This is a genomic window from Coleofasciculus sp. F4-SAH-05, assembly GCF_040222985.1.
In the GTDB taxonomy this organism is placed as follows: Bacteria; Cyanobacteriota; Cyanobacteriia; order Cyanobacteriales; family Coleofasciculaceae; genus Coleofasciculus; species Coleofasciculus chthonoplastes.
Map to the genome: position 1 here is coordinate 20,169 of NZ_JAVKBY010000149.1, position 17,205 is coordinate 37,373.

15 protein-coding genes and 1 pseudogene are annotated in these 17,205 nt (G+C 44.2%); 7 read left to right on the forward strand and 9 right to left on the reverse strand.

Annotated elements, in window-relative coordinates; translation table 11 throughout:
- Window positions 1–88: 88 nt before the first annotated feature.
- The 3 genes and pseudogenes from RIG27_RS17890 to RIG27_RS17900 all read right to left on the reverse strand — a co-directional run.
- Window positions 89–509: pseudogene (locus RIG27_RS17890) on the reverse strand (hypothetical protein); the annotation flags it as partial.
- A gap of 1,159 nt (window positions 510–1,668) precedes the next feature.
- A complete protein-coding gene (locus tag RIG27_RS17895; protein WP_446347363.1) occupies window positions 1,669–2,583 on the reverse strand; it encodes a histone deacetylase family protein in 915 nt (304 codons plus the stop codon).
- 32 nt (window positions 2,584–2,615) lie between these two features.
- Window positions 2,616–2,816 carry a hypothetical protein gene (locus tag RIG27_RS17900; RefSeq protein ID WP_446347333.1) on the reverse strand — a complete coding sequence of 67 codons (201 nt, stop codon included), beginning with the start codon at window positions 2,814–2,816 and terminating at the stop codon, window positions 2,616–2,618.
- A 141-nt stretch (window positions 2,817–2,957) separates the two neighbouring features.
- Between RIG27_RS17900 and RIG27_RS17905 the strand changes: the two genes are divergently transcribed.
- Window positions 2,958–4,025 (forward strand): DNA cytosine methyltransferase, encoded by a 1,068-nt coding sequence (locus RIG27_RS17905; protein WP_446347335.1) that lies wholly within the window; start codon window positions 2,958–2,960, stop codon window positions 4,023–4,025.
- A gap of 27 nt (window positions 4,026–4,052) precedes the next feature.
- Here the strand turns inward: RIG27_RS17905 and RIG27_RS17910 are convergent, their stop codons facing one another.
- From RIG27_RS17910 to RIG27_RS17920, 3 genes are all read right to left on the reverse strand, one after another.
- Window positions 4,053–4,823: a hypothetical protein gene (locus tag RIG27_RS17910; RefSeq protein ID WP_446347337.1), complete on the reverse strand. Its 771-nt coding sequence runs from the start codon at window positions 4,821–4,823 to the stop codon at window positions 4,053–4,055.
- 340 nt (window positions 4,824–5,163) lie between these two features.
- On the reverse strand, window positions 5,164–6,957 hold the full coding sequence (locus RIG27_RS17915) for a protein kinase domain-containing protein (RefSeq protein ID WP_446347339.1): 1,794 nt from the start codon (window positions 6,955–6,957) through the stop codon (window positions 5,164–5,166).
- A gap of 31 nt (window positions 6,958–6,988) precedes the next feature.
- Window positions 6,989–8,140, reverse strand: a complete 1,152-nt coding sequence (locus RIG27_RS17920; RefSeq protein ID WP_446347341.1) for a serine/threonine protein kinase — start codon at window positions 8,138–8,140, stop codon at window positions 6,989–6,991.
- Window positions 8,141–8,833: 693 nt separating this feature from the next.
- Between RIG27_RS17920 and RIG27_RS17925 the strand changes: the two genes are divergently transcribed.
- A complete protein-coding gene (locus tag RIG27_RS17925; RefSeq protein WP_446347343.1) occupies window positions 8,834–9,136 on the forward strand; it encodes a hypothetical protein in 303 nt (100 codons plus the stop codon).
- Here the strand turns inward: RIG27_RS17925 and RIG27_RS17930 are convergent.
- Complete coding sequence (locus RIG27_RS17930) at window positions 9,131–9,256, reverse strand: hypothetical protein (protein WP_446347345.1); 126 nt, start codon at window positions 9,254–9,256, stop codon at window positions 9,131–9,133. The genes RIG27_RS17925 and RIG27_RS17930 overlap by 6 nt on opposite strands.
- A 199-nt stretch (window positions 9,257–9,455) precedes the next feature.
- Here RIG27_RS17930 and pyk point away from each other — a divergent pair, with 199 nt between their 5' ends.
- The 3 genes from pyk to RIG27_RS17945 all read left to right on the forward strand — a co-directional run bounded on the left by pyk (window position 9,456) and on the right by RIG27_RS17945 (window position 13,143).
- Entirely contained in the window at window positions 9,456–11,240 is a 1,785-nt protein-coding gene (gene pyk, locus RIG27_RS17935; RefSeq protein ID WP_446347347.1) for a pyruvate kinase, read from the forward strand.
- A gap of 132 nt (window positions 11,241–11,372) precedes the next feature.
- On the forward strand, window positions 11,373–11,819 hold the full coding sequence (locus tag RIG27_RS17940) for a hypothetical protein (RefSeq protein ID WP_446347349.1): 447 nt from the start codon (window positions 11,373–11,375) through the stop codon (window positions 11,817–11,819).
- Window positions 11,800–13,143: an ImmA/IrrE family metallo-endopeptidase gene (locus RIG27_RS17945; protein ID WP_446347351.1), complete on the forward strand. Its 1,344-nt coding sequence runs from the start codon at window positions 11,800–11,802 to the stop codon at window positions 13,141–13,143. The genes RIG27_RS17940 and RIG27_RS17945 overlap by 20 nt, the downstream gene beginning before the upstream one ends.
- Before the next feature lie 65 nt (window positions 13,144–13,208).
- Here the strand turns inward: RIG27_RS17945 and RIG27_RS17950 are convergent, their stop codons facing one another.
- Window positions 13,209–14,819 carry an adenylate/guanylate cyclase domain-containing protein gene (locus RIG27_RS17950; protein WP_446347353.1) on the reverse strand — a complete coding sequence of 537 codons (1,611 nt, stop codon included), beginning with the start codon at window positions 14,817–14,819 and terminating at the stop codon, window positions 13,209–13,211.
- A 282-nt stretch (window positions 14,820–15,101) separates the two neighbouring features.
- Between RIG27_RS17950 and RIG27_RS17955 the strand changes: the two genes are divergently transcribed.
- Window positions 15,102–15,395, forward strand: a complete 294-nt coding sequence (locus RIG27_RS17955; RefSeq protein WP_446347355.1) for an SH3 domain-containing protein — start codon at window positions 15,102–15,104, stop codon at window positions 15,393–15,395.
- A 30-nt stretch (window positions 15,396–15,425) separates the two neighbouring features.
- Here the strand turns inward: RIG27_RS17955 and RIG27_RS17960 are convergent, their stop codons facing one another.
- Window positions 15,426–15,602 (reverse strand): hypothetical protein, encoded by a 177-nt coding sequence (locus tag RIG27_RS17960; RefSeq protein WP_446347357.1) that lies wholly within the window; start codon window positions 15,600–15,602, stop codon window positions 15,426–15,428.
- A gap of 465 nt (window positions 15,603–16,067) precedes the next feature.
- On the opposite strand from RIG27_RS17960, the gene RIG27_RS17965 reads away from it, so the two are divergent.
- The gene (locus RIG27_RS17965; protein WP_446347359.1) at window positions 16,068–17,036 is read left to right on the forward strand and encodes a glycosyltransferase family 2 protein; all 969 of its coding nucleotides are present in this window, start codon (window positions 16,068–16,070) and stop codon (window positions 17,034–17,036) included.
- The last annotated feature ends 169 nt before the right edge of the window (window positions 17,037–17,205 follow it).

The window sequence follows — 17,205 nt, forward strand, 5'->3', positions numbered from 1 at the left end:
GAGCGGCATTGTCTCGATGCCGCTTGCGCTCAGTTTTGACTAAACCTAAGAGCTTGTAATGATCAACCAAATAACTCACGACATCGGTACTCTTGGTGAAGGCATCAAACCAAATAAAGTCGAAAAAACCTAAATCGAAAATCAACAACCCACCCACAGGCAATCGTGCTAGCAAGTCATCAGACCATGTTTTATCATTGGCGGTTGCTTGGTCAGTGTACCAAGTGGCGACAGGGCGATGATTAAAAGCCTCCACCACCATCATCATTTTGCCACCCAAAACCGTGGTCTTTTCTTGAAAGACTGATGACGATTGCCATCATTACGGGTAAGGTGAGAAGACGGTCACGCCGTTTTTTTTCCCCTGGGGCAAAACGCAGAGGTTTAAAGCTTCCAGGATTAAGCAAGGAGAACAACTGTTGTTCAATTTGTGCAATTGGTGGAGCGGGAAACTGGGTTTGACGACGATGATCAGGGTTTCCCCAGGAGGAAGGACGCTTGTGACTCATAAAGATACTTTCACCTCAGGCTCAAATATCGGTTCTGAAATTGATCAGCAGTTAGATTACAGCAGTTTTCAAGTTAGTAGACTACAGACGATGATTGCGCCCAAAAGCAAGCCGATACAATTTTGTATTCCATAAACGTGAAAAGCGCTGTAAAGGTGAGGGTGAGTTTATGCCAGATGATATCAAGATGTTAAGCTGAGGAAATTTTCCTCTAATATAAGAATAACGGGCAATGCTGGAGAGCAACCCGCCGCCAGGTGATGTCAAGCTATGGATGCCAGGTACGTACCTCTGGTTAGCTGCTCACATAAAGCTGTCCCTACCTAGAAGGTTCACCCATTGGAAACTGGTAGGGACAGCTCTATTGCAACAATTCGTTTTCCCGTGGCCAACGACATAAACCTCAAGACATCATCTGGCATAAACTCAATTCACTTTGAGCGGAAAATACCTCAAACCTCTATATGAGTAAGCTAAAACGCATTTAAATTGTGTATTCCCTGTTGCCTGTGACACACCGAGCGAAGTCGAGGTGTTGCCTGTTGCCTTTGAGCGATTGAGGTATCCCAATTTAAACTGAAGTTCCCCCAGCCAAAAAATCTTGCACTGCCTCACTGTGCGGCTTTGCGCGATTTTTTAGACGTTCGGCTCCCGCTCAGTCGAGCCGTCGAGCCGTCGAGCCGTCGAGCCGCCGCCCTACTTATGTACAATCGCGCTCAACCAAGATGAGAGCGTGGGTTTCAACCGATAAGATTGTCATATTGCCAAAATACCGCGATACGTTCTCTCCGGAACAGGCTCCGCCAACGCGGTATTTTTGCAAGTGCTACTTATGTACGTTTTTTTAGGGTTTGAGTGTTCAAACCATTACGGTATAAGGCTTTAGCCTGGGTGCAGTACATCTGTATGGGGGGAACTTCAGTTTAAATGCCGAACAGCTTAGTGCTGTTACTCTTAACTCCAGTAGGTAGACTAGCTAAAAATCTACGAAAGCCTTGCGGTGAGATAATCCGAGAGTTTTTTATTGGGGGAATTTTCCCTTAAGTTGACACCAATGGGCAAAGAAGAGCCCCTACAGGTAACGCCTTCCATTCCCTGTTCTGTTCACCCCGATGATGATAAACATCATTAACCGTATGTCAGGTGGGCAATGCCCACCCTACGTCTGATGACGATAAACATCATTAGCGGCACGATGGAGGAGAGAGTGACGGTAGATTAAAGCATTCAAGTCATCTCCATAGCCGCCCCCAATCACACTAGCGACAGGGTAGCCTGCGGCGATACAGGTGCTGAGTACCTGCATTTCACGGCGGTAAATTCCCGTATCGGTTAGGGCTAGCTTACCAAAGCGATCGCATGCGTGGGTGTCTACTCCAGCATCATAGAGAACTAACTCAGGCTGAACCTCTGACAAGATATCGGGGAGATAGTGGGCTAAGGTTTGTAGGTAAGCATCATCATCCATACCCACCGGGAGAGGAATGTCAAGATCACTTTTTTGTTTGGTGGCGGGGAAATTGACCTCACAGTGCATGGAGAAGGTAAAGACAGTGGGGTCATTTTGGAAAATAAACGCAGTACCATCTCCTTGATGAACATCGAGGTCAAGAATTAGGATTTTTTGGACTAATCCCAGAGTTTGGAGAACACGAGTTGCGATCGCCAAATCATTAAAGATACAAAAGCCTGATCCGTAGCTGGGAAACGCATGATGAGTTCCTCCCGCCGTATTACAAGCAATACCATGAGTCAGGGCAAGTTGAGCCGTCAGAATTGTCCCGCCAACCGCCGTACAGGTTCGCGTCACCAAGCCGGGACTCCAGGGTAATCCAATCCGGCGCTGGGCTTTCGGGTCAAGAGTACCGTTACAGTAGGCTTGGATGTAGTCAGGGGTGTGGATGAGTTGAATCCATTCCGTGGGTGGGGGGTTGGGAGTGTGGATTTGTTCAGGAGTGACAATATTATCGGCGAGGAGGAGTTCACAGAGTTTGCCGAATTTGGACATGGGAAAACGATGTCCGGGTGGAAGGGGGGTAACGTAGTCGGGGTGATAGACGATTGGCAGGTTCATGACGGTAGTCAATAGTCAGTCATGAACTATTGTCATTGATTGGTTCCTCCCCGTTTCATTGATCGCTGTACAGGCTTATTTCTCGCCTCTTGCGTTATTGTTTCCCAGTCGGCTTGTTCCAATACGGCATCTAACACATCAGAAATGTTGCAACGTTGCTCAAAAGCAATGCGTCTTAGAATTTCATGGTGTTTTGGCTGTACGTATACTGGCTTTCTTTGCGTCTGTGCCATTAGCCCAGTGATTAAGTAAGTCCCGTTAGGCAAATTGTACCTTAGCTAAACAGCTAATTTGACAATTGGCTAATTAGCTAATTAAATATTAATACTAAAGCCAATACTTTTCAACTCTTCTACAGGATGTAAAGCGTCAAGATGGAACAGCAAAATTTAAAGAAAAAAGCGATAGTATCTCTATTTTCAGGCTGCGGTGGACTCGATCTAGGGTTTCGTAAAGCAGGCTTTAATGTGGTATGGGCAAATGAATATGACAAAGATATGTGGCAAACCTATCAAAGTAATCATCCAGATACATTTCTTGATCGGCGTGATATTCGACAGGTTCATTCTGCGGACATTCCAGACTGCTTCGGGATTATTGGCGGTCCTCCCTGCCAAAGTTGGAGTGAGGCAGGTACTCAAAAGGGAATCAATGACGATCGCGGCAGATTATTTTTAGAGTATATCCGGATTTTGAAAGACAAGCAACCTCGCTTTTTCTTGGCGGAAAATGTTTATGGGATGCTACACAAAAAGCACGAAAATGCTTTGCAAAACATTATTGCAGCCTTTGAAGAAGCTGGCTATGTCATTTCCTACAAACTTTTGAATGCTCGGCATTATAATGTGCCTCAAGATAGAAAGCGAGTCATTTTTATTGGTTATCATATTGACTTGAATAAATGCTTTAATTTTAATGCTTTAGTGCCTGGATATCGTATTCTTACCTTACGAGATGCAATCTGGAATTTGCGGGAATCAGCAATCCCGGCATTGAGCAATAATAAGACACGCGGGGAAGACTGTCTCGTTGCTAATCATGAATATATGGTTGGCGGATTTTCCAGTATTTATATGTCTCGTAACCGGGTTCGTTCCTGGAATGAACCATCATTTACCATTCAGGCGGGTGGTCGTCATGCACCAATTCATCCCCAGGCAAATAAAATGATTCATATCGGAAAGGATAAATGGATGTTTAACCCTAAATCACCCAATCCTTACCAACGTTTATCAGTTCGAGAATGTGCAAGAATTCAAACCTTTGACGATGACTTTATTTTTTACTATGAACGATTAGCGGCTGGGTACAAAATGATTGGTAATGCTGTTCCGGTCAATTTAAGCTATGCTTTAGCCAAAAGTATATACCAAGATTTATTAGCCGCCGACTCCCAAAATAAGCCAAACCAGATACAGGTTCACCCCATAAAAATATCTTAGTTAAGCGTTATATTTTTATCGCGCTACCTATTTTTTCTTTTCAATCATTAAAAAATAGACGGTTTTTCTATCAGCTTCATCAATATCATTTCTCCATCCTCCTCTTGGAGTTCCAACTACGTCGTCAAAAACCCAAGGCAAGTTATCTGACTTTTTGGCAAGACTAATCGCTCTCCCATGTTCGCTCTTACTTGTTTGTCCTATCCATTGTCGCCTGATGGCTATGTGTAATTTTTCCTTGTAACGATTAAAATACTCATCAAACGAATAAATTTTGATAGTATCTTGACTGATCTGAGTCGCTGGCGCTTCTAAAATTAATTCGGCTGGGTGTTGTGAAATACCTAAATTAGGACTCCCTAACATCATTAAAAAATTTAAAAGTGTTTTGAAATCATTTTCTGAGAAAAAATTCTGCCAAGGGCGATCTCTGCTTGAAAGGAGTCCTTGATGGAATCGGTGAATTTCTTGATCAAGCTGAGTTAAGATGGTCTGAGGAGCAGTTAAGCCTAACCGTGAATAGACTTGAATCAGATTAGCTCTCTGCAAGCGGTTAAATGAAAATGAACTTCCGGCTTGTTTGAGAGAAACCCCTTTACCATTCAGATAAACGTCTGCTTTTTTCCTTGAATCTGTTGTTGATAGGGTCGATATATCACTTAGAGATTCTGCTAGACGATAACCAGGATAGTTTTTGTCAGGGATTCCTATTTGTCGAAGTGTACCAATATGCTTGAGATTAATGTTCCCTATATTTGAGAATAGGAACTCGCATATAGCTTTTTCATTTCCTGCCACACTAATGTCTCCACAAAACTTTTAGTAGCTATCTATTTTTAATAAAATGTTGCTGACATTAAGAGCCTGGAAATAAATTTCCGGCTCAAAGCTAAAGTAAGCTAAAGCTTACTGGGGAAGCGTTTGATATCATGTCCTGACGATTGCCCATAATTGCAATGCGGTAAAAACCAAGGTTTCAGGCGTTTTATTCAGAGGTGTTTGACCGGACATAATATGAACCCGTTTTAACGGGTTTAAGCTTTTAGCCCGAACTTTAGTTCAGGGCTTGAGTTCAGGGCTTAATTCTCTTTCAGAAGGAAGATGCTTAGGGCAATGTAAACCTGGCTGGTGTTGCTGACTAATCATTTCCATAGTTCGCGATCGCGTCTAACATTTTCTCCCTACCACCATAGTAGGATTGGATGGTTTCCGCGATCGCCAGGGCGCGATCAGATTTCCCCGCCGCCGTTAACTCGCGCACGATTGTATCCAAGGTACTGACTTTTACAGAGAACTTTTCAATGGTTTTAGCAACGTGAATGGCTTGCTCAAATTCACCCATAGCCGCTAGCGCGATCGCTCGATAACTAGGCTGTTGCATCGTGTCAGCTATTTTCAAGGCTTGTTCATACTTTTTGGCTTCTATTAACTCGTATATAATTGCGGCAAATGCTTTATCTTTAGTCGCGTCATTTCGTAGCGTTTCAGCCATGTTTAGCGCTTGAGTATATTTGCCGTTTTGGGCATAATTTAACGATTCATAAAGCAATTGTTCTTCTTCTCCCAAAATCGCAGACGTTCCTGAGTAATAATCTACTCTTTTTGTACCCACTCCACATTCTAGTACACCATTTTTTAGAACTGGATCAGCAGGAGGTGTTTTTCCGGAAGATTTCGACTTACATAAAATCGTTACAGTTGTCAAGTAATTGGACTCCAGGCTATCTAAACCTAAGAATACACCACCGACAAAGCTGTTAAGGTTCCTTTGCTTAGGAATGGCATAGTTCAAGGCATATAAGGGAGTAGCATGAGTTGAATAGGTGTAATTTTGGCTTTCTTTGTTTACATCAAGAAAAAGAAGAGAGGAAAAGAATTTATTTTTCTGACTAAAAATATGGCTTTGCTCCCAATTAATTGAATCAACAGTTCGTTTAGCTTGTGCTGTCTGAAGCGTCTTTATTGTAGGTAAAATTAAGCCAAAAACAGCAAAAGCAGCAATGCTAAACTGAAGTGTGATTAAACGCCCAAGACGTAAGAAACGAGAGTTCTGTCTAGTGCTTTGACTTCTACTCTGTGGAGATTGAGCAATCATTTCTCGATGAATTGCATTAAGTTCTAGCAAAGCTGATTTAGCTTGGCGGGCTTGAGAAAAGCGTTTTTCTAGCGCTGGTTCAGTCATCTTCTCAAGCCATCCAGCAAAAACATTGTTTAAATTAACTTGAATATTTGTCTGAAAGTCCAATCGCATATCAGACTGCGGTAAATTAGCAGGAGCAATACCCGTTAATAGATGAATTAATGTTGCTCCCAAAGCGTAAAGATCACTAGCAGGTACGGCACGCCCCCATAGTTGTTCTGGTGGTGTATAGCCGCTAGTTCCGACAACAGTAAACGTGACACCTTCAGCTTTAGCTTTATCTTGTACCGCCCCAAAATCAACTAGATAGATTTGATTATTTTTTCCTAAAATTAGATTACTCGGCTTAATGTCACGATGGATGATAGGGGGACTCAGTTCATGCAAATCAGTTAAGATAGTCAGAATCTCTTCAGCAAAGCGATGGACTTTATATTCGGGAAAACGTTTACCTTGATCCAGCAATTGTTGCAAAGACTGACCAGGAATATATTCTTGTACTAAAGCAAACCAACGTAATCCAGCACTATCTTGATCGTCCACTGAAAAATAGTCGAGATAGCGAGGAATTCGGGGATGATTGATGTTTTTGAGAACCTGAGCTTCCCGTTCAAATAATTTGAGATGCTCCCACTCCATCTGGGGACTAAACGGGAGTAATTTAACAATGACTAATTGTTGTTTAGATTCGGAGGCTAAATCAAGGGCTAGCCAAGTCTGACGACTCGGTCTTTCGCTAATTTTTTCTTGAAGTTGATAGCGGTCGTGTAAAATGTGTTTTGTTTTGTTCATTTTTTTGCCTCTATATTGAGCAAATAAACGCTCATCTATCTGAGTTATTTGATAATTCTGCTAAAATTTTTAAAGTCAAGACTGATGTGACAATAACAAAAGGAATCATCAAAAACATGAGAATTCCTTCTCCGGCTCGACAATCTTGCATGCAAAATCCTATAAGTGTACTAAAAAACATTCCAAATGGAATTACGAGCGACGCGGCAATCCCGATGACCAAATATAACACCTTAAATGCAATCCCTAGTGGAATGGGTATTTTAATCATCCATGACCAGAAGGTCTTAACAGACGACCAAACCGAAATTTTCTTTCGATTAATGCGACGATGATTAGATAAATAGTATTGATTAAGATGATTGAGTGTGGATATAGCTTGAGACGCACAATTAAATCGCCTCTTTAAATTTGGATCAGTAAGGGATTCAAGCCAATTCACAAAACTAGGACTTAAACTGACCCTATCGCGAAAATGAATACGTAAATTTTGCTGCGGTAAATCGGCGGGTGCTGTTCCCGTTAATAAATGAATTAATGTAGCGCCCAACGCATATAAATCCGAGGCGGGAACTGCTTTACCCCAAAATTGTTCGAGGGGCGCATAACCTGCTGTACCGACAACCGTAAACGTGACTCCTTCAACCACGGTGGGGTCAGCGACAGCACCAAAATCAACTAAATAGATAGATGCACCTTGAGCCGCATCGACATCCTCTTGAAAAATTAAATTACTGGGTTTAATATCGCGATGCAGTACAGGTGGATTCAACCCATGTAAGTAGCTCAAAATCTCTAAAACTTGAATAGCAATAGAGCGTACCTGAGCGACTGTGAAATGCTGTCCCTGATCAAGTAATTGCTGAAGCGATTGACCGGGAATATAATCCTGTACTAAACAAAACCAGCACAATCCTTGACCCATCTGCTCATCTAAGGAAAAATAATCCCGATGTTTCGGGATGCGGGGATGGTTGAGCGCTTTGAGAACCTGCGCCTCGCGTTCAAAGAGTTTAAACTCGTCCCACTCCATCTGAGGACTAAACGCCAGTAGTTTGACGATTACCTGTTGCGGTGGTGTTTGGGTGGTATCCTTAGCTAGCCAGGTTTGACGCCCCGCATTTTGGCATAAGCATTGTTGCAGTTGGTAGCGATTCTGTAAGAGTTGTTTGGCTTGTAGCATAGGAGGGCGCTTCCGGAATGGGGTTACTTAGACCTATCTCTGAATCTAGGAAGCTTATGCAGTTTGTAGAGACGTTCCATGGAACGTCTCGCCTCTACACTTGATATACGTGACTCATAACGGGATGTGGAAAACCTCTCTCCAAACCTCTCTCCTGCAAGGAGAGAGGCTTTGAATTCTCCCCCTTCGGTGCAATAAAAGCAAAGCATCCACTAGCTTCCCCGCATAGAAAAAAGCGAAGCATCCGCTAGTCTCCCCCATGGAACCAAAAGCGAAGCAACATCTGGTCTCCCCCTTTTGAAGCTATCCCTTACTCGCATCTTTCTTAACAATCCTGAAAGCCTTGTGAAACAAGGCTTTCAAGTTCGGTTCATTCCACTATTCTTGACAAATAACCAAAAACCATTCTTGATAAAAATCAAGTTTTATTGAGAATTGGCTATGTAGGAATGGGGGTTGGAGAGGGCGAGAGCGATCGCTCTCGCTAATGTTAAGAAAGATGTGAGTAATGCATAGCCAAATTATTTCTCTCTATTTATAAAGCATTTGCTTTTATTTGCAGATAATTAACTGCAATTTACCACTACACCGATCAATCAAATAACTGTTTTTAATTATCTATTTACAGTTTTCAATCTATTTTCTCCATCGCCACAATAGACCTCATGCCCCCAGATTTAACGAGGTCAAGCCATGAAATCCCCAACATCCAAAACCTGGAAAAATAAACTCTGGCTATTAGCCGAATTCCTAATTCCTAATCTTATCGGCTGGTTATTCAAATCCAACCTAGAACCCGGAGTCAGTCTTTGCTTCCTACTGTGGAATTGGCTGATGGATGAACAGACGCAATCCGATGAACGCCAACGCCGCAAATCCTGGCTCATGTTCTTAATTCTGTCTGGTATGGTGTTAGCGATATCCTTCAGCCAACCCTCACCCCCGGTTGATTGTCAGACTCCTGTCACCCTCCAGTCTCCCCAATCAACCCTATAGACAGATGCCAGAGAACCTCTCTACACTAATTCTTACCCCTAAGACAAATGACAAATGACAAAGGACAGCGATACAATCATGTATCTCGACTGTCGCTAACCCATTTAAGACGAATGCCACTGACTTTAGAGTTTGTAGTAAGCGCTGTCGGGAGCTTCTGGCACGCTTCGTGCCTACTACGAACCCAGCTTAAGTCAGTGACATTCCATTTAAGACAAAGGACATTGCTTGCTTCTCGCGATAACGAATGACAAATGACAAATGACGATCCCCGCCGTTAAAGTTACTTCCACCTACTGACTCATCCCGTTTTCTGCTTATGCAACTGTACAAATCCCGGCGTCGAACCAAGATTGTAGCCACGATTGGTCCTGCTACCAGTCATCCAGAGGTACTCAGAGATCTGATTAAAGCAGGTGCGACAACGTTGCGGCTAAACTTCTCCCATGGTACTCATGATGACCATCAGCGGAGCATCCGCCTGATTCGCCAAACCGCCTTTGAACTGAATCAACCCGTAGGTATCCTGCAAGACTTACAAGGACCGAAAATCCGCTTAGGCAAATTTGAGAACGGTTCGATTACACTAGAACGAGGCGATCGCTTCACCTTAACCAGTGAAGCCCTGATCGGCACTCAGGAGATCAGTTCCGTCACTTATGAACCCCTCGCTGATGAAGTCCCCAATGATGCCACGATTCTCTTGGATGATGGCAGAGTGGAGATGCAGGTGGAAGAGATTAATCGCGAGAAACGCGCCTTACACTGTCGGGTCGTTGTCGGTGGTAAACTTTCCAATAACAAAGGGGTCAACTTTCCAGGGGTCTACCTCTCCATTCGCGCCCTCACGGATAAAGACCGCCGGGATTTGATGTTTGGCTTAGACCAAGGGGTCGATTGGATTGCCCTTAGCTTTGTGCGTAATCCCCAGGATGTCCTGGAAATCAAAGAACTGATTACCAGTGCTGGGAAAGATGTTCCAGTTATTGTCAAAATTGAAAAGCACGAAGCCATTGAACAAATGGAGGCTATCCTCTCCCTCGCTGATGGGGTGATGGTGGCGAGGGGTGATTTAGGGGTAGAATTACCGGCTGAGGATGTGCCTATCTTACAAAAGCGGCTGATTACCACCGCCAATCGTCTAGGAATTCCGGTGATTACCGCCACCCAGATGCTGGATAGCATGGTCAACTCTCCACGCGCTACCCGTGCAGAGATTTCCGATGTAGCGAATGCCATTTTAGACGGCACCGACGCGGTAATGCTGTCCAATGAAACCGCCGTGGGTAACTATCCCGTAGAAGCCGTCTCCACGATGGCAAAAATTGCCACCCGTATCGAACAAGAGGAAATTGTGCGGAACATGGAAGATACCCGCCGCTCAATTCCCAATGCGATATCTCAGGCGGTGGGTCAAATTGCCGAACAGTTACAAGCCTGTGCAATTATGACCCTAACTAAAACGGGTTCCACAGCGCGAAATGTCTCTAAGTTTCGCCCCTCAACTCCGATTCTGGCAGTAACACCCCACGTCGATGTGGCGCGACAATTGCAACTGGTGTGGGGAATTCGCCCCCTATTGGTGCTGGATTTACCGTCAACGGGTCAAACCTTCCAAGCCGCAATTAATGTCGCCCAGGAAAAGCAGCTTGTCGCTGAGGGGGATTTGGTGGTGATGACAGCAGGGACATTGCAAGGGGTGCCGGGTTCCACGGATTTAATTAAAGTGGAAGTGGTCACGGCTGTTTTGGGTCAAGGGATTGGCATTGGCAAAGGGTCAGTGAGTGGTTTAGCGCGGGTGGCGTATAGTGCCGCAGAGGTGAACAACTTTAGTCCAGGTGAAATCTTGGTGGTTCCGTCAACCAGTGCGGATTTTGTCGATACCATGCGTAAAGCCTCAGGAGTGGTGACAGAGGAAGATAGTTTAACCAGTCACGCGGCGATAATTGGAATGCGCTTGGGAGTTCCCGTGATTGTTGGGGTGAAGAATGCCACCCAGCGGATTCGGGATGGGGCGATTATCACCCTGGATACTCAGCGCGGTTTAGTTTATTCGGGGGCGATGGCGGCGAGTCCAGCTAGTAGTGGGGCGGTTATGGTGTAATCAGGCTCTGCCGTCAATCCAGAACATTTACCTAATCACTTGGCTCAAGCAGCGCCTGAATCTCGTGGTAAGTTTTACGATATAGGGTACGATATAGGGACTGTGTTTATACTTGGTTAGTGTATCGTCGTCATGAAAAAGCGCAACGGTAAGTACAACCAGAAACGCAAAATACTTAAAATTAAGGAATGTGACTTTAAGGAGCTTTTACAGCTTTCGTTCCAAGCTCAATATGGTGGAAATCCTGAACACAAAAGAAATCCAGGTGATTTTAATCTGACACCTCCTAGTGTACCTAGAGCAGCCAAGTCTCTCTGTGACACCGTTCAGGTTTTTAGCAAAAAGGAAGCTCTATATTTACTCAGGAAAGGCATTAAAACAGGATTAGTCAGTGACCGCTTTGAAGGGCAGTGGCCTAAGAATGTTTGGTCTGTTATGGATGATGAGACTCCCCTAGAAGCACAACTTGAGTCAGCAGAGCAAGGGGCATATCATGGCTATCCTATGCAAAGAGACGATCCGTTCGGTAAAGAAGTGATTAAGCAATGGAGGATTCGGAGTGAACTCGCTAAGTCTTAATTTTAAATGGTTGACAAGCGGAAATGATTCGCCCGAAATCCAGCAGACTATGGGTATGTTTGGATTACGAGTGGGAGATATAAGTCTGACTCAAAATGAGGATACCTTCTCTCAAACAATTCGCGATACCGTTCTTGTTTCAGCTTATCCTCTTGCGGCTTGGATAGCATCTTCATGGTGGCGATTACTGTTTGAACCGCTTCCGCCTACAAATGCTAAACCGTCAGTTAACTGGAGGATGGCACATGAACTTACTGCTGCCAATCAAGGATTTATTTGGCCCAGGGTAATACTAGCTTCAGATACTGAATTGATGCAGATATGGTCAACACCATCTAAGGCTGTTGAGCAACAGTCCGTTAGGTATATTAACAGTATTGAGGGATCATGCTCAATTAATCTCCATGAATTTGAGCGGACAGCAGAGACCTTCATTGAGACTGTGATCAGCCGTTTGAAGGCAACGGGAGTGGATAACACACCATTGGCTAACCTTTGGCAAGAAGTTCAGGAGGAGCGTTCTGATAGATATGCAAGTCAATATCGTCGTTGTGAGGCTGAATTAGGTTTTGAGCCTGATGAGTGTCCTGAAAGTCTCGTAGAAGATACTCTGAATCTTGCTAAACAGATAGGCAGCAAAACCTTGTCAGAATTGGCTCCTGCCTGTAGCAAGGATTTATCAGAGGCACAACCCCTCAGCGAAATCCTTAAGCAAATTCAATCATCGGGACTTACAGGAAATCCTGATATTTCTATTGACGACTCTGTTAACCCAGACACTCCACAAGCACCCTGGCAGCGAGCGAATAAAGTAGCATCGCGTCTACGTGATGCGATTGATATTCGAGAAAATCTCATAACCGACTACAAACTTTATGATTTGCTTGGTCTAGGGAAATCTGAATATGAAGCTTGGACTCCTCCACGTCGGCAGCATATCTCAGTTGCAGTTCCCTTAAACGAAAATAGGTTTAACTTCCACCTTAGAAAAAAACATCCGATTGCAAAGCGATTTGAATTGGCTAGGCTTATTGGTGACTACTTGTTATATGGCAATAGAGAAAATAGAGAAGCATCATGGCTTACCAGCACAGACCTTAGAACCTCAAGACAAAAGTATCAGCGTGCCTTTGCTGCGGAGTTTCTTTGCCCCCTGAGCAGCTTGCAGGATTATTTAGATAATGACTACTCGGAGTCAGCGATAGAAGATGCGGGTGATCACTTTCAAGTAAGTTCACAGACCGTTGAATCAATACTTGCAAACAACGGCTTGATTTCTTCTCCTCAATCGGTCAGTGATTCAGAAGCTAGTCTCCCATATTAACGCGAGTAAACTTCCCCGCTCTATCGAAGTTTAGAACCATTACTATCCCCGTAGGGCTATACAATTCAAGTTTGTTGCTTTGTTTGATAGACTTGCACGGGTCGATCAATTCCTTTGAACCGATACTCGCCCATTGGCTCTAACCCTTGCTTGTCCGTCAGTAAGGCATAAGTATCTTCACTGACCACACATTCCCCAGGGGGACAAATGGCTTCTATTCGGGCCGCTAAATTAATGGTTGCGCCTAATGCCGTATATTCAACCCGTTGAGAACTCCCTACATCTCCTACCACTGCTTTTCCACTATTCACTGAAATCCGCAATTGTAAGGGTTCCGGTAATACCCCATCGGCATTGAGTTTATCTAAACGATTCAGCATTCCCTTAGCTGTGGCAAAGGCGCGGTCAGCATGATCCGGTTGAGATTCAGGAGCGCCAAAAAATGCCATAATACAATCACCAATATATTTATCTAGGGTGCCATTAAAGGCAAAGACTTCTTGCAGCATCTCCTCAAATAAACTATTCAGCAATTGAGCAATTTCTACGGGACTTAACCGTTCGGAGAGCGCGGTAAAGCCAACAATATCGGCAAATAGAATACTGATTTCGCTTTCGGCGACGGGTAAACGACCATCTGGTAATGTTTTATAGGCGATGAGTTGCTGAACGACGGCGGGGGAGTGATAACGTTCTAGCCGTTGGCGAATCATTTCTTCGCTGGTGAGTTTCTGGGTCAAGAGCCAGCGTTGTACACTGGATGCAACAAGATTGGCTAAGGTGGAAAAAAAGCTGAGGTCTTCTTCCCCTTCTTGAGTCCAATGGGTTGACGAGTGATGGGCATCGGCATATAATACGCCAACAACCTTCGTTTCATCCCAAAGGGGAACCGCGATCGCACTGCGAATTCCTTTGTACAGGATACTGACTTCTCCCTCAAAGCGTTGGTCAGCTTGGGCATCGGCGGTTTGAATCGCGACTTTTTCGGTGAAGACTTTTTGACAGATACTCCGACTAATCCAATGGCTGGACTCGGCTAAACTTTGCTGCTGATTGACGTTTCTGGATGCAGCATTGAGTAATTCCAGTTGCCTTGAACCCGTCACATCTACCAATAAAGCGATACGTTCGATGCTTTCGAGATAGCGAAATACCACATCCTTTACCCGTGAGAAAATGGCTTCGATGGATTCAGCCGCACTTAAACTTTTCGCTATCTCTACCAAATCTTTGAGGCGAGCAATAGTTGTTTCCTTGACGCTAAGATCATCCCCTTTATCTTTTGCTTGTATCCATTGCTGTTGCAATTCTTGGACACTGCGAAGGATAGTGGCTTCTGCGGGTATCGGTTCTACCTTGACTGTGGTTCGTCGAGATGGAGTCGCTAAAACAACCACAAGGCTGACATCCCCCAACCAAATCACATCCCCGTTTTTCACCAGTTGCGGCGAGGTAATCTGACGTTCGTTCAGTAGCGTCCCGTTTTTGCTCCCCATATCCTTAATCATCCAGTTGTCGGTTGCCGTTTTTAACAGCCGAGCATGATATCGGGATACCCCTTCGTAGGGTAAGATTAGGTCGCACTCCGGTAAGCGACCAATAGTAAATACATCCTGATTTACTGTCACCGTTTTTTCGGTTTTTCCTTGGTGCAGGCGCAGTTTGAGTTCAGCCATACTTAAGATACGTCCTGGAAGCGAATATGGGGCGAAAAACGTTTTTCGATAATCCTAATCCCGTAGATTAATCTTAGTGCATTGATTTAGGAACACCCCCCCGTTCGGAGCGAATGAGATAAAACCCCCACAATCCGGATCTCACAGCTTCTGCGGTGAAAAACTGATTCGGCTAAACGTTTAAGCCCGGGCAGCGATCAATATTATAATGATAGGCGCGATCGCGATTTCGGGGATTAACCGATTATCAACTTCGCCTCGCCGACGACGCCGCCAAATAACGTGGAACTCGCCCAGAATCAACTTCAATCTGAACCGACAACCAATCCCAATCCACCTCAACCTGCATCTACAACCCATTCACCTGAACCTGAACCCGTCCAGAGTTGCGTCATTGTCACCACACCCACCAATTTACGCTCGTTATCTGAACGCCAGCAAACGGGGACTCTTCTGCAAAAAAATACTCAATTAACGGTAACGGGAAAAGAAGAAAACGGTTGGATCGAAATTAGTGAACCAGAGCCAGGTTGGATCTGGAAGCATCGAACCAAAAATACTTGCCCTGCCAATTAAGATGTTTTTAGGGTTAATTTACTTATTTTATTATTTATCTGGATAATTTGTTTGGGTAATAAACGCTCCATAATAACTGCTGAAGCGCCAGAATTGTATCAGAGGATAAACTATGAACTTATTAATTTTTTCTAAAATATAATGTTGAATCGCTTCAAGTCTTAAAGAACTCGTAGCAGTCATGTCAATCGGTGTGAATACTTTCATGATTGAGTCTCCGAGATTTTCCGAAGAGAGCCGACAAGATTTTTGCATCCCTGGCAGGTTGTTGCTCTGGGCGTGCCAGACGGGAGTAATCAGGGATAAAGCGCATGATCAAAACCCCCTTTACTATATTTTAGGTTAAATTCGTTACTTTTTTCCTCAATCCATCGGCTAAGAGCCAGTCTCCATGATTCATCCAAGCAGATGCAGGCGGAAAGCTTATCCAATAAAGGTTTTCACGGACTTCAATAAGCTGGGTGTTGAGTCATATCCAGTTCGTTGACACTCCCATCGCTTAAAGCGAGGGATTCTTGGGCTGAATTCTATTGGTCTTACAAGTTCATGTCTAGTCCGAAGTATGGGTATCAATAGGTATTGTGGAAAATACCTAAATCTTTATCCTGGCTTTATGGGAATTTAAGAAAACCTGTTAGATAATGGTCTGTAAGTCGAGGCGGGTCTTGCATTGTGTTTAAATTTACTATTGCCATTACCACCTATAACCGTTTGTCTCTGTTGCAACGAGCCGTTGAATCAGCATTGTCACAAACGTTACCCTGTGAAGTGATTGTTGCTGACGATGGTTCCTCAGATGGTACAGAGGCATACATCCGTAGTTTAGGCGATCGCGTGGTTTATCACCGCAATCCAGTTAACTTAGGACATTGCGCCACGATGAACGCCGCCGTTAAGCTAGCTCAAGGGGATTGGATTAAACCCATTGACGACGATGACTATCTTGCCCCCAATTGTATTCAGGAATTAACCAACGCGATCGCCAGATACTCCCAAGCGGTTCTCTGTTCCAGTCAAGCGATACAAGTCAACGAGAATGGTACAGAAGTATCACGTACCCAACCAATCAGCGATCGCAAAATTGATTATGTGCCTCAGTCTGAGGTTCATTATCGGATGTTTTTAGAGCAACTCCCCTTTGGTACACCTGTACAAGTTGCCTTTCGCAAAGATGCCTTTGTCAAATCCGGGGGATGGGATTCCAGCTTTGAAGTGAACTACGATGATATTGACTCATGGGTGAAAATTGCCCAATATGGAGATGCCATTTTAGTGAATCAGCATTTAGCCTACCGGACGTTATGGCATCAAGGGAATCATCTCAAGTTTTCCCTCCAACAGCGCCTGCAAAAGCATATTTCGATTAAAGAAAAAATTTATCAATTTGTCCATCCAAAGTATCGTGATTCTCTGCCCTCGTTGCAAGATATTCAGGATTTTTTGACGTTGTACTGGAGTTTAGTGGGCTTCAAGCAAGGGAAATTTGATCAGGCGCTTCCCCTATTATTTCCCGCTTTGTTTTCTCGGAAAGGTTGGCAACTTTTAACTCAAGTTATTTACGCTCGCAAATTTTATCAAATGTCCCAGCAATATTGCCAAGCACCAAGACCCAAGCAGATGCCTTTATTATCTGAAATATAGAGACGTTGTAGCCAACGTCTCTACACGATTACAGAAAAGCGATGGTGCAGGTTCCCTCGCGATTCATCCGAGGGATGAAACCGAGCAAGTCGTGAAGACAGGGGGATTTATCCCGCAATAACCTCCTCAAGTGATATAATAAAACCCATTACAGGGAGGTAGTATTCTT